The 13,170-nt window shown below is 72.2% G+C and carries 11 protein-coding genes; 4 read left to right on the forward strand and 7 right to left on the reverse strand.

Going from position 1 to position 13,170, the window contains the following annotated elements; all coding sequences use genetic code 11:
- The first annotated feature begins 160 nt into the window (after nucleotides 1-160).
- The 4 genes from cofD to AB0J76_RS09820 all read left to right on the forward strand — a co-directional run bounded on the left by cofD (nucleotide 161) and on the right by AB0J76_RS09820 (nucleotide 3,640).
- Nucleotides 161-1,099: a 2-phospho-L-lactate transferase gene (gene cofD, locus AB0J76_RS09805; protein ID WP_352323382.1), complete on the forward strand. Its 939-nt coding sequence runs from the start codon at nucleotides 161-163 to the stop codon at nucleotides 1,097-1,099.
- Nucleotides 1,096-2,367 (forward strand): coenzyme F420-0:L-glutamate ligase, encoded by a 1,272-nt coding sequence (locus tag AB0J76_RS09810; RefSeq protein ID WP_352323381.1) that lies wholly within the window; start codon nucleotides 1,096-1,098, stop codon nucleotides 2,365-2,367. The genes cofD and AB0J76_RS09810 overlap by 4 nt, the downstream gene beginning before the upstream one ends.
- A 100-nt stretch (nucleotides 2,368-2,467) precedes the next feature.
- Complete coding sequence (locus AB0J76_RS09815; protein ID WP_352323380.1) at nucleotides 2,468-3,199, forward strand: lytic polysaccharide monooxygenase; 732 nt, start codon at nucleotides 2,468-2,470, stop codon at nucleotides 3,197-3,199.
- 15 nt (nucleotides 3,200-3,214) lie between these two features.
- Nucleotides 3,215-3,640, forward strand: coding sequence for a DoxX family protein (locus tag AB0J76_RS09820; RefSeq protein ID WP_352323379.1), 426 nt, complete (start codon nucleotides 3,215-3,217; stop codon nucleotides 3,638-3,640).
- 32 nt (nucleotides 3,641-3,672) lie between these two features.
- Here AB0J76_RS09820 and AB0J76_RS09825 read toward each other — a convergent pair whose 3' ends face one another.
- From AB0J76_RS09825 to AB0J76_RS09855, 7 genes are all read right to left on the reverse strand, one after another.
- Nucleotides 3,673-5,385: a substrate-binding and VWA domain-containing protein gene (locus tag AB0J76_RS09825; protein ID WP_352323378.1), complete on the reverse strand. Its 1,713-nt coding sequence runs from the start codon at nucleotides 5,383-5,385 to the stop codon at nucleotides 3,673-3,675.
- A 116-nt stretch (nucleotides 5,386-5,501) separates the two neighbouring features.
- Nucleotides 5,502-8,054: a bifunctional FO biosynthesis protein CofGH gene (locus AB0J76_RS09830; protein ID WP_352323377.1), complete on the reverse strand. Its 2,553-nt coding sequence runs from the start codon at nucleotides 8,052-8,054 to the stop codon at nucleotides 5,502-5,504.
- Nucleotides 8,055-8,105: 51 nt separating this feature from the next.
- Nucleotides 8,106-8,999, reverse strand: a complete 894-nt coding sequence (locus tag AB0J76_RS09835) for a DNA-3-methyladenine glycosylase 2 family protein (RefSeq protein ID WP_352323393.1) — start codon at nucleotides 8,997-8,999, stop codon at nucleotides 8,106-8,108.
- A gap of 60 nt (nucleotides 9,000-9,059) precedes the next feature.
- Nucleotides 9,060-10,151 carry an NDP-sugar synthase gene (locus AB0J76_RS09840; RefSeq protein WP_352323376.1) on the reverse strand — a complete coding sequence of 364 codons (1,092 nt, stop codon included), beginning with the start codon at nucleotides 10,149-10,151 and terminating at the stop codon, nucleotides 9,060-9,062.
- A 20-nt stretch (nucleotides 10,152-10,171) separates the two neighbouring features.
- Entirely contained in the window at nucleotides 10,172-11,290 is a 1,119-nt protein-coding gene (locus AB0J76_RS09845) for a glycosyltransferase family 1 protein (protein WP_352323375.1), read from the reverse strand.
- A 97-nt stretch (nucleotides 11,291-11,387) separates the two neighbouring features.
- On the reverse strand, nucleotides 11,388-12,296 hold the full coding sequence (locus AB0J76_RS09850) for a lysylphosphatidylglycerol synthase domain-containing protein (protein ID WP_352323374.1): 909 nt from the start codon (nucleotides 12,294-12,296) through the stop codon (nucleotides 11,388-11,390).
- Nucleotides 12,293-13,120, reverse strand: a complete 828-nt coding sequence (locus AB0J76_RS09855; RefSeq protein WP_352323373.1) for a class I SAM-dependent methyltransferase — start codon at nucleotides 13,118-13,120, stop codon at nucleotides 12,293-12,295. Before AB0J76_RS09855 ends, AB0J76_RS09850 begins: the two co-directional genes overlap by 4 nt.
- Between the last annotated feature and the right edge of the window lie 50 nt (nucleotides 13,121-13,170).

The raw sequence follows: 13,170 nt of genomic DNA on the forward strand, positions 1-13,170 counted from the left end.
TGGCCCGAAGGGAGTTTGCCACATTGCCGACTTTCGCGGCGGGTGTCCCAAGAACCTCTTCCATCCCATTTACCCCTATACCTGGAACTTCGTTGCTCCGAAGTGGGACAGAACCACTCCCCCCACGGGGATGTCGGACGCCGATGGAAGACTGGGACGCATGCACATCGTGTCACTCGCCGGCGGCATCGGCGGCGCCCGTTTCCTGCGCGGCCTGCGCGCCACCGCACCCGACGCCTCGATCACCGTCATCGGCAACACGGGCGACGACATCACCCTGTTCGGCCTGCGGGTCTGCCCCGACCTCGACACCGTCATGTACACCCTGGGCGGCGGCATCGACGAGGAGCAGGGCTGGGGCCGGGCCAAGGAGTCCCACGTCGTCAAGGAGGAGCTGGCCGCCTACGGGGTCGAGCCGCAGTGGTTCGGGCTCGGCGACCGCGACTTCGCCACCCACATCGTCCGCTCGCAGATGCTGGAGGCGGGCTATCCGCTCTCGCAGATCACCGAGGCCCTGTGCGTGCGCTGGCAGCCGGGCGTGCGGCTGCTGCCGATGACCGACGACCGCTGCGAGACGCACGTGGTGATCTCCGACGAGCGCGGCAAGCGGGCCGTGCACTTCCAGGAGTGGTGGGTGCGCCTGCGCGCCTCGGTCCCGGCCGAGTCGTTCGCGCTGGTCGGGGTCGAGACCGCCAAGCCCGCGCCGGGCGTGCTGGAGGCCATCGAGCAGGCCGACGTGGTCATCCTGCCGCCGTCCAACCCGGTGGTGAGCATCGGCACGATCCTGCAGGTGCCCGGCATCCGGGAGGCGGTCGCGGCCAAGACCGTGGTCGGCGTCTCCCCCATCATCGGCGGCGCGCCCGTGCGCGGCATGGCCGACGCCTGCCTGACGGCCATCGGGGTGGAGACCTCGGCCCAGGCCGTGCTCGACCTCTACGGCTCGGGCCTGGTCGACGGCTGGCTGGTGGCCGAGGAAGACTCCGGGGTGGCGCTCGACGGCGTGCGGGTGGTGTCCCGCCCGATCCTCATGCACGACGCCGAGGCGACCGCCGACATCGCCCGCACGGCGCTCGACCTGGCGCTGGAGCTGGCCCGATGAGCACGCGACGGGTCGAGGTGATCGCCGTCACCGGCATCGGCGAGGTCCGGCCGGGCGACGACGTGGCCGCCCTGCTCAAGGACGCCGACCTGCGCGACGGCGACATCGTGGTGGTCACCTCCAAGATCGTCAGCAAGGCCGAGGGGCGGGTCCGCCAGGCGCCCGACCGCGCGAGCGCGATCGAGGAGGAGACCGAGCGGGTCGTCGCCAGGCGCGGCGACACGGTGATCGTCCAGACCCGCCACGGTTTCGTCATGGCCGCGGCGGGGGTCGACGCCTCCAACACCGAGCCGGGCACCGTCCTGCTGCTGCCCGAGGACCCCGACGCCTCGGCGGCGCGGATCAGGGCCGGGCTGGGCGCGCGGGTGGGGGTGATCGTCTCCGACACGTTCGGGCGGCCGTGGCGCAACGGGCTGACCGACGTGGCGATCGGCGCCGCCGGGGTTCGTCCGCTCGACGACTTCCGCGGCTCCTCCGATCCCTACGGCAACGCGCTCGGCGCCACCGTCACCGCGCTGGCCGACGAGATCGCGAGCGCGGCCGAGCTGGTCAAGGGCAAGCTCGACGGCGTTCCCGCGGCGATCGTGCGCGGCCTGGCCCATCTGGTGACCGACGACGACGGGCCGGGGGTCAGGCCGCTCGTCCGCCCGGCCGACGAGGACATGTTCCGCTTCGGCGCCCGCGACGTCGTGTTCGCCCGCCGTACGATCAGGGAGTTCTCCGACCGGCCGGTCGACGGCGAGGCGGTGCGCAGGGCGGTGGCCGCGGGCATCGCGGCGCCGGCGCCGCACCACACGACCCCGTGGCGGTTCGTGCTGGTCGAGTCGGCGCGGACCCGCACCGAGCTGCTCGACGCCATGCGCGAGGCGTGGATCGACGACCTGCGCGGCGACGGGTTCACCGAGCAGTCGATCGCCAAGCGGGTCAAACGCGGCGACGTCCTGCGCAACGCCCCCTACCTGGTCGTGCCGTGCCTGGTGATGGAGGGCTCGCACACCTACCGCGACGAGCGGCGCAACGCCTCCGAGCGGGAGATGTTCGTCGTGGCGACGGGCGCCGGCGTGGAGAACTTCCTGATCCAGCTCGCGGTCGAGGGGCTGGGCTCGGCGTGGGTGTCCTCCACGATGTTCTGCCGGCCGGTGGTCAGGCAGGTGCTCGACCTGCCGGAGTCATGGGACCCGATGGGCTGCGTGGCGATCGGGCACGCCGCCGCGCCGCCGCGCGACCGCGCCCCCCGTGACCCGCGCGATTTCATCGTGACGCGCTGAGCCTCTGACGGGAGTCTGGAAATCTGGTAAGCCAACCGTTTACCGTTAGGAAACTTTCCTTTACATTTGGACTATCCCCCCATGTAAAGGAGCCACTTCAATGCGAAGGACTCTCACGTTAGTCGCCGTGGCGGTGATCACCATCGCCACGGCGGTGTTCAACACCTCTCCCGCGTTCGCCCACGGTTATGTGAACTCGCCGCCCAGCAGGCAGGCGTTCTGCGCCCAGGGCAAGGTGCCCGACTGCGGCCAGATCGTCTACGAGCCGCAGAGTGTGGAGGGCCCGAAGGGCCTGCGGAGCTGCAACGCCAATCTTGGACAGTTCGCCCAGCTCAGCGACGAGAGCAAGCCCTGGCCGGCCACCTCGGTGGGCAACTCGGTGACCTTCACCTGGACGTTCACCGCCAGGCACGCCACGCTCAACTACGAGTACTACATCGGCGGCACCCGGGTCGCGGTCTTCAACGGCAACGGCCAGCAGCCGCCGTCGACGATCTCCCACACCGTCAACCTCTCCGGCTACTCCGGCCGCCAGAAGGTCCTGGCGATCTGGAACATCTCCGACACCTCCAACGCCTTCTACTCCTGCATCGACCTGCAGATCGGCGGCGGCGGCCAGCCGACCCCCACCGCCACCCCCACCGTGACCCCGACCCAGACCTCGACCCCGACGCCGACCACGACGGCCTCGGGCACCTGGAAGGCCGGCACGGCCTACACCACGGGCAGCACGGTCACCTACAACGGCGTCTCCTACCGGTGCCTGCAGCCCCACACGGCCATCGCGGGCTGGGAGCCGCCGAACGTCCCTGCGCTCTGGCAGCGGATCTGAGGTCTGGACAGACCGATGACCAAGCTTCGTGACGCCGCGCTGTCGCTGTTCCGCATCGTGGTGGGCCTGCTGTTCGCCTGCCACGGGGCCGCCACTCTGTTCGGCGTACTCGGCGGCCCGTACGGCGGAACGACCCCGTCCGTAGGCCAATGGCCCGACTGGTGGGCGGGGGTGATCGAGCTCGGCGCGGGCGGTCTCGTCCTCATCGGGCTCGCCACCCGCGTCGCCGCCCTGCTCTGCTCGGGCACGATGGCCTACGCCTACTTCACCGTCCACCTGCCCAAGGGGCTGTTCCCGTTGCAGAACGGGGGCGAGGCCGCGGCCATGTTCTCGTGGTCGTTCCTGATGCTGGCGCTGCTCGGCAGCGGCGCGTGGTCGCTGGACAAGCTCGTGTCCCGCTTCACCCACCGCGGCGAGAACGCCACCGTGCACCAGATGTAGGCCGGAGGGGGTGCCGGGCGACCGGCATCCCCTCAGGCGGCCGGCTTGCAGGTGGGATGGCAGAGCCTGCGGGCCAGCGCGCCGAGGAAGACGTCGATGATCTCCCCGGGCTCCTGCGCCTCGTGCAGCGAGCCGTTCGTGGCCGCCGCGATCTGCGACAGGCTGCCGCGGTCCACGTCCTTGCCGAACGCGATGATGACGATCTGGACGGGCTTGTCCGGGTCCCACTCCTTCCGCAGCGCATCGAGAAGCCGCGGGAGCTTGACGCCCTTGCCGTCGTCCTTGCCGGCGGTGATCACCAGCAGCGTGTTGTTCATGTCGTCGCGGTAGTCGCCGCTCATCCTGCGGAACCCGGCCAGTATCGCGTCGTAGAGCGAGCTGTCCAGGTCGGGGTGGGGGGCGATCGTGCTGGTCAGCTCGTCGAGGACGCTGCGCCGCAGCACCTGGCCCGACTCCGGCTCGCTGATCGGGCCGAGGCTGACCCGCTGCCGGTAGCTCCTGACGGCTCCCACCTTGTCGGCGAACTCCCACATGCCCATGTGCGTGGAGTTCGGGAAAAGCTGCAGCCCGATCTTGGCCGCGGCCAAGGCGATGCGCACCTTGGTGCTGCCGTTCAGCGGCTCGGCCATGTGCTTGGAGGTGTCGGCCAGCACGAGGATGTTGGTCGGCGGCGCCAGCCTGCTCCAGGCGCGCAGGGCCTCGTCGATGTCCTGCTGCGACACCGACGGCCTGGTCTTCGGCGCCTCGGACGGGAGCTGCGGCCCCGGCGAGAGCGGCCCCAGCCGGCCGTCGCCCGACCTGAACCCGGCCCGCCGGACGATCTCCTGCGCCTGGCCGCCCTTCAGCCAGTCGGCGAAGGCGGTGGACGCCTCCGCGACGCCGGGATCGGCCGCCGTGACGACGTAGGGATAGTCGAGCTCGATCGTGCCCTCGCGCGGGTGCAGCGCCACGACCGGGTCGGGCGAGGGCACCCGGTTGTGGTTCCACACCGACTGCTCGGGGACGATGACCACCGGCCGCTGCCAGAACCCGCGGTCGTCCACGGCGTCGAGCATGCTGCGGTAGTCGGGCGCCGACCCGGCCTGCGCCCAGCGGACGAACGCGGTCAGCGCCTTGTCGGCGGCGGGCCCGGTGCCCACGACGTCCCTGGCCGCGGCCACGGTCGCGATCCCCGCGCCCACCAGCGACGGATCGGGCACCCGTACGACGTCGGGCTCGCCCGAGCTGGGCGTCAGCCGCCCGCGCACGGTCGGCGGGAAGACCATCCGCCAGTTCATCTCGGTCCCGCCGACCGAGAAGCGCCGGGCCAGCGACGACCGCGTGGCGAACACCAGCGGCGAGGTGGCCACCACGGTCTCCCCCGCGGGCAGCGAGCTCGCGCCCTGGCTGCGGGCCAGCCTGATCCAGGCCGAGGAGTCGGCGATCCAGCCGTCGGGACGTTCGCGCAGCACGCCGGCCCGGTCGCCGATCAGCGTGCGCAGCACGGTGGCCGACGGCTGCTCGGTCACCTGGACCAGCACGCACCGCCCGCCGACCGACGCCTTGGTCTCGTTGAAGCGCCCGGCGGCCTCCATGACCGCCGGCGCCACGTCCACGGCGGCGGCCACGCTGACCAGAACAGGATCTCGTGACACGCACAGGGCGGGACCGCCGCCGAGCACCACGTACAGGCTGCCGGCGGCGACGGCCACGGCGGCGAGGCCGGCCAGCATGCCCCGTTGGAGCGCCTTCCTGCGTCGCTGCACGGGAGGCAGCGCGGCACGGTGTCGACCCAACCGCACGATGAACCTCTCTCCAGTGGAGTGATGATTCTTCCAGTGCCTCCCATACCGGGCGCAACCCTTGTTAGAACTTGTTACAACTATGCCATCGGCAAGACCCTTCTCACGCTCTGGCACACCCCGTCGCTCGCCTGCGCGGCGGCCAGCCGTTCGGCCGTGGGGCTGCCGTACTCGGTAGTGCGCTGGCGTACCGGCCGGCCGGTGACCTCGACCATCTCGCGCAGCTCGCTGATCGTCTTGTACGAGCCGTTCTCCGAGCCCGCCATCCGGCTGATCGTCTCCTCCATGAGGGTGCCGCCGAGGTCGTTCACGCCGCCGCGGAGCACCTGGCGGCACAGGTCGTCCTGGAGCTTGACCCACGAGCACTGGATGTTGGGGATCGCGCCGTGCAGCAGGATCCTGGCCAGGGCGTGCACCGCGCGGTTCTCCTGGGCGGTGGGGCCGGGCCGGGCGATGCCGGCCAGGTAGATCGGGGCGCTGGTGTGCACGAACGGCAGCAGCACGAACTCCGAGAACCCGCCGGTCTGCTCCTGCAGCCGCCTGATCAGCTTGATGTGCCTGACCCAGTGCAGGTGGTGGTCCACGTGGCCGTACATCATCGTGGACGTCGTCGGGATGCCGACCTCGTGGGCCGTGGTGATGACGTCGATCCACTCCTTGGCCGGCAGCTTGCCCTTGGTCAGCACCCAGCGCACGTCGTCGTCGAGGATCTCGGCCGCCGTGCCGGGCAGCGAGTCCACCCCGGCGTCCTTGGCGGCCTCCAGCCAGTCGCGTATGGACAGGTTCGTCCGGGAGGCTCCGTTGATGACCTCCATCGGGGAGAACGCGTGCACGTGCATGCCGGGCGTCCTGGCCTTGACCGCCCTGGCGATGTCGAAGTAGGCGGTTCCCGGCAGGTCGGGATGGATGCCGCCCTGCATGCACACCTCGGTCGCGCCCGCCGCCCACGCCTCCTCGGCCCGGTCGGCCACCTGGTCCAGGCTCAGCGTGTACGCGTCGGCGTCGGTCCTGCGCTGGGCGAAGGCGCAGAAGCGGCAGCCGGTGTAGCAGACGTTGGTGAAGTTGATGTTCCGGTTGACGACGTAGGTGACCTCGTCGCCGACGGCCTGCGCGCGCAGCGCGTCGGCGATGGCCGCCAGCTCGTCCAGCGCCTCGCCCTCCGCGCCCAGCAGCGCGACGGCCTCGGCGTCGGTCAGCCCGGCGGGGTCGGCCTCGGCCCGCCGCAGCGCCTGCCGCACGTCGCTCGGCGTCGAGGCGGCGATCGGGCCGAGGCGTTCGCGCAGGGCCGTCCAGTCGCCGTAGACGTGGTCGAAGTCGTCGCGCCGATCGTTCGAGCGGCCGGTGGTGTCCACCTCGACGTGCAGGTCCACCCGTCCGGCGGCGGTGAACCCGCCGTCCGGCTCCTGCCAGGGACGGCCCTGCGGCACGGCGTCCTCGCGGGCGAGCCCGGTGGCGGGGTCGGCCAGGGCCTCGACGTGCGCGAACAGCCGCGGGTCCAGCCAGGGCTCGCCGGCCCGCACGTACTCGGGGTAGATCGTCAGACGTTCCCGCAGGTCGAAGCCGGATTCTGCGGTACGCGCGGCCAGGTCGTCGATCTGCGGCCAGGGGCGTTCCGGGTTCACGTGGTCGGGGGTCAGGGGCGAGACGCCGCCCCAGTCGTCGATGCCGGCCCGGATCATGAGCGCGTACTCGGAGTCGACCAGGTTGGGCGGGGCCTGGAGGCGTACCCGGGGGCCGAGGACCAGCCGCGCGACGGCGATCGTGGCCGCGAGCTCGTGCAGGTCGGCGTCCGGCAGGCCGCGCATGGCCGTGTCCGGCTTGGCGCGGAAGTTCTGGACGATGACCTCCTGGATGCCGCCGTACTCGCGGGCCACCTTCCGGACGGCGAAGATCGACTCGGCCCGGTCCTCGACGGTCTCGCCGATGCCGATGAGGATCCCGGTCGTGAACGGCACGTTGCTGCGACCGGCGTCCTCCAGCACGCGCAGCCGTACCGCCGGGTCCTTGTCGGGGGAGCCGTAGTGCGGCTGCCCCTTCTCCTCGAACAGCCGGCGCGAGGTGGTCTCCAGCATCATGCCCATGGACGGCGCGACCGGCTTGAGCCGCTGCAGGTCACGCCAGCTCAGCACACCGGGGTTGAGGTGCGGCAGCAGCCCCGTCTCCTCCAGCACCAGGATGGCCATGGCGCGCACGTAGGACAACGTGTCGTCATAGCCGTGCGCGTCCAGCCACTCGCGGGCCTGGTGCCAGCGCTCCTCCGGCCGGTCCCCCAGCGTGAACAGCGCCTCCTTGCAGCCCATCGCCGCGCCCTGCCGGGCGATCTCCAGCACCTCGTCCGGGCTCAGGAAGGCCGACTCCAGCTTGTGCGGCGCGGTCGCGAACGTGCAGTAGCCGCAACGGTCCCGGCACAACCTGGTCAGCGGGATGAACACCTTCCTGCTGTAGGTGATCACCCCTTCCCTGCCGGCGGCCTTCAGTCCGGCGTCGCGCACGCGGGAGGCGTGCTCGAGCAGCGCGTCGAGCTGTTCGCCGCGCGCGTGCAGCAGCACGACGGCCTCGGTGAGGTCGAGCGCCTTGCCGTCACGGGCACGGGCGAGGGCACGGCGAAGCGCGGAATCACTGACAAGACTCATAGAGGCACAGTACGCACCCCTGAGTTCGTGACGCGCACCCAGGGCGGGATGTCAGAAGGACCGGTAGTCGCGCGCGGCCATCCGCGGCCCCCGCGCCGGCGGGCGCAGACCGCTGAGCCAGACGAGCACCGTCGCCCGGTGCCGATGCCCCCGGTACGGCTCCAGCAGCCGCATCATCCCCTGGTCGTCGGTCTTCTCCCCGGTCAGCGCGTAGCCGACCAGCTTGGCCAGGTGGAAGTCCCCCACGCTCACCGCGTCGGCGTCGCCGAAGACCCGCTGGCGCACCTCTGCCGACGTCCAGACGCCGATGCCGGGCAGGGCCCGCAGCAGCCGGTCGAGCTCCTCCGTGGTGGCCGCGGCCTCCAGCTTGGCGGCGTGCCAGGCGGCGTTGGCGATCGTCCGGGCCCGGACGGCCTCCGCGCCCGCCCGGTGCCAGTGCCAGCTCGGGATCTGCCGCCACACGACCGGCTCGGGCGGCACCCGCATGCCGTCGGGGGCGGGGCCGGGGGCGGGCTCGCCGTACTGGCGCAGCAGGTAGCGCCAGGCCCGCCAGGCCTCCCGGCCGACGACCTTCTGCTCCAGCACCGCGGGCACCAGCGCCTCCATGACCCGCCCGGTACGCCCGATGCGCAGCCCCGCGTGCTTGCGCGCCACGTCCGCCAGCACGTCGTGCCGGACGCGGAAGCCGGAGACGTCGTCGAGCGCGCCGAGCAGGGCGGGCAGGGTCTCCAGCGACCATCCGGCGCCCGGCCCCCATGCCTGGGCCCGCACGGCTGCGGCCGTCACGGTCACCCGGAGCGTGCTCGGGCCGTCGGGGGTGCGGCAGGCGCGCCAGATCGAGCCGTCGGGGGTGCGCCGCCAGGCGGGATCGCCGGTGCCGCGCCGGTGGGGGCCGAGGGCCAGCTCCACGTCGAGCGGCCCGTCGGGCTCCCACCTGCGTTCCATCACCTGTCCAGTCTGCCGCGCGGCGGCGGGTGGTCGCTCACCCGCGCGGCCCCGGCGGGGTCACACGTCGCTGGAGTAGCGGACCGCGCGCTCGGGCAGCTCGACGCCCGGCCAGACGCGCACCCCGCCCTGCAGCTCGTTGCCCGGCCCGACCACCGCGCCGTCGCCGATCACCGCGTCGCGCACGACCGTGCCGGAGCAGATCCGGGCGCCCATGCCCACGACCGAGTCGCTCACCGTGGCCCCTGCCTCGATGACGCTGTCGTCGCACAACACCGAGCCCACCACGGACGCGCCCGCCTCGACGACGGCCCGCGCGCCGACGGTGGTGCCGCCCTGGACCTTGGCCTCGGCCGAGATCTTCGCCCCGTCGAGGGCGAGGTGCTCGCCCTGCGGGCCGGGCAGCGCCGGCGAGTCGAGCCGCCCGAGCACCAGGTCGCGCGAGCCCTTCACGAACGCGGCCGGCGTGCCCACGTCGAGCCAGTACGTGCGGTCGGCGTAGCCCAGCACCAGCTCACCGGAGTCGATCAGCCCGGGGAACGTCTCGCGCTCCACGGAGACGACCTCGCCGCGCGGGATCGAGTCGATCACCGAGCGGGTGAAGACGTAGCAGCCGGCGTTGATGCGGTTGGTGACCGGGTTGGGGGTCTTCTCCAGGAACGCGGTCACCCGTCCGGACTCGTCGGTCGGCACGCAGCCGAACCGCGTCGGGTCCTCCACCTCCGTCAGGTGGAGCGTCACGGCGGCGCCGCGCTCGCAGTGGGTGCGCACCTGGTCGCCGATGTCGTGGCCGGACAGGATGTCGCCGTTGAGGATGAGCACCGGGTCGGAGGGCCCGCAGGTGAGCGCCTCGGCGGCGTTGCGGATGGCCCCGCCGGTGCCGAGCGGCGTCTCCTCGGTCATGTACTCGAGGGAGAGCCCGAGGGCTGACCCGTCGCCGAAGGCGGGCTCGAACATCGCCGCCTTGTACGAGGTCGCGAACACGATCCGGCGCACGCCGAAGGACCGGGCACGGGCGAGTTGGTGGGCCAGGAACGGCACTCCGGCGGTCGGCAGCAGCGGCTTGGGCGTGCCCAGTGTCAGCGGACGCAGGCGTGTGCCCTGCCCCCCGACCAGGAGGATCGCCTCGAGGTCTGGCAAAGAGCTCTCCATCACTCCGTGAGAGTAGCGAACTATTCGATTGCGCGTTGATAAGAGTTGAGGTGGGCCTCCGCCGAGGCCTCCCAGGTGAATTCGCGAGCGCGCGCCCGCCCGGCCTCCTGCAACTGCCGCCTCCGGTCGGGGGAGGAGAGCAGCTCGCCCAGGGCGTCGGCGATGCTGTCGGCGTCCGGCTCAGTGTAGGCGACGGCGTCGCCGCCCACCTCGGGCAGCGAGGTCCGGTGGCTGGTGAGGACGGCCGCGCCGCAGGCCATGGCCTCCAGCACCGGCATGCCGAAGCCCTCGCCGCGCGAGGGGAACGCCACGACGAGCGCCCCGCCCAGGAACCCCGGCAGATCGGGCGCGCGCAGGTATCCCGGCCTGATCACCCGGACGGTGGCCTCCACCTCGCGGCAGGCGGCGTCGACGTCGTCCTCGTGCACGCCGCCGCCGAGCACCAGCGCGGGCGGCGTCTCCAGCCGCTTGACGGCGGCGGCGAAGCCGCGGATCAGGTTGGGCACGTTCTTGCGGGGGTCGAGGTTGCCGAGGAAGGCCACGTACGGCTGGCCGTGCAGCCCGCACCTGATGGCCGCCCGGCGCACCTCGTCCTCGCTCGGCGGGTGGAACTGGGCGAGGTCGACGCCGTGGTAGGCGACGTCGATGCGGGTGGGGTCGGCCGACAACACGCGGACCAGCTCGTCCCTGGTCGCCTTGGACGGCACGATGACGCGCCGGGCGTGCCGGACGGCGGTGCGCGTGGCCGAGCGGAAGAACGCGGCCCTGGCCGGGCTGTGCTGGTCGGGCTCGGTGAACCAGGTCACGTCGTGCACCGTCACGACGGTCGGCAGGCCGGAGCGCAGCGGCATGGAGTAGTAGGGGGCGTGGATGACCTCGGCCCCCGTCTGGCGGGCGAGCAGCGGCACGCCGGTCTGCTCCCAGGCGAGCCGGGCGGCCCGGTTGGTGATGGCGACGGGGCCGGGGACGACACGGGCCGAAGGCGCCAGCCGCTGGTACCTTTCCGCCTCCGCACGCTGGCAGACCACGACCAGATCGGTCCCTGCCTGGTGGAGCGCGGCCACGAGCCCGTCCACGTACCGGATCAACGCACCACGGTCGGCGGGGACCGCGGCGGCATCGACGAGCACTCGAGGCATTACGTGGATCTTCTCCCCTCAAGATCGACGTGGGACCTGGCAAGTCCCCCCTCTTTGATTCAGCTTATGACCACCCTCCCCCAAATCGTGGGCCAAATCACACCGAGTCGCGACGTGCGGCAATTCCCGCCATACCTGCGCAGATCAGGTCCCCGACGATGATGACGATGCGGGAGCAGAGGGCCACCGCGATGGCCGCGCCGCTGTCGAGCACGGGGGCGAGCACCGCCACCATCGCCACCTCGCGCACCCCGGCCCCGGCCGGCACGACGAAGGTCACGATGCCCAGGCACCACGACAGCGCGAAGGCCCCGACGGCGAACAGCAGGCCGCCCTGCGGCGCGACGAAGTAGAAGTGCACGCCGTAGGCGGTCCAGCCGGCCAGCGCCCAGCCGAGCGCGGTGAGCATGCCGCGGCGGGTGAGCGGGCGTTCCAGGGGCTCGCGCTTCAGCCTGCGCAGGCCGAAGCCGATCACGCCGTTGACGACCTTGGGCTCCAGCAGCACCAGCAGCAGCGGGATGAACAGCAGCACCCAGCCGAACCGGTGCCAGCCCAGCGTGACCAGCGTGACGAGCAGGCCGCTGGCGATCTGGACGGGCATCATCAGGAAGAACGCCGCGGCGCTGCGCGGACGCGGCACGCCGAGGTCGCGGCCCATCTCCATCTGGGCGAGCACCGGCCAGACCGCGCCGGGGATGTACTTGCCGAGCTGGCCGACGAAGAACACCTTGGCGGCCGGCCGCAGCGGCAGCGGCGAGCCCAGGTCGGCCAGCAGCGTACGCCAGGTGAGCATGGCCCCGAGCAGCGCGGCGACCACGGCGACGAGCGACCCGGCCAGCGCCGGCCACGACAGCCGGGCGAACCCGGCCACCACGGCGTCCCACTGCCTGGCCACCGCCCACGCGCCGAAGGCGAGCGCGACGGCGAGGAAGCCGAAACGCAGCAGCCGGCGCGGCAGCGACCGCTTGGGGATCGCGCTCGCGCCGGTCTCGTCCACGAGGCTCACAGCGGCCGGACCCGCTCGGGCGGCTGCGGCAGCGCCGGCCCCGCGGGCCTGCGCGGGGTCTTGGTGGCCACCCACAGGTACGTCGGCACGACGGGCAGCAGCAGCCGCAGCACCTCGCGCGGCGCGCGGGCCAGCACCGCCTTGACCAGCCGGCCCGGCAGGCCGGGGAACAGCTCCGACCCGGCGAACCTGGTCGGGGTGGCCAGCACCGGGAACGTGTAGTCCCACACGTGGAAGGCGCGCAACATCCGGCGCAGCCCCCGCCGGGTCCTGAACCGCTCGTAGTAGTGGTCGGCCCGGCCGAACGCGCGCACGTAACGGTCGGCCAGCGCGGGCGGCAGGTACGACAGGAACGGCAGCTTGTAGTGGGGCTCGACGACCCCGAGCCGGTTGCCGAGCCCGAGGTAGAGCACCCCGGTGTCGGACAGCACGCGGTGCATCTCGGCCACCACGGCGTCGGGGTCGACCACGTGCTCGTAGATGTGGTTGAACACCAGCACGTCGATCGACCCGTCGGGGAAGGGCAGCGCCGTGCCGTCGCCGCAGACGAACGCCACCCGCTCGCCGAACCGGTCGGCGGCCTTGCGCAGCCCCGGCACGTCGATGTCGATGCCCAGCGTGTGCTTGGCCCCGGCCTGGGCCAGCTCGTCGGCGATGAACCCGGCAGAGCAGCCGACGTCGCCCACGGTCAGCCCGCCGAGCGGCCCCTGGAAGTGCTCCAGCACGGCGATGATCTTCGCGGCCTTGCGGCGGCGTTTGTCCTCGTCGAGCATGGCCGACTGGAATTCGGAGTACTCGAGCTGCGCGACCCGTTGCTTGCCCACGTCGCCCAACAGTACCCGCGCCGCGGGCCTCGGCAGGCTGACCTGCCCCA

It is taken from the genome of Nonomuraea sp. NPDC049624 (assembly GCF_040675255.1).
GTDB lineage: Bacteria > Actinomycetota > Actinomycetes > Streptosporangiales > Streptosporangiaceae > Nonomuraea.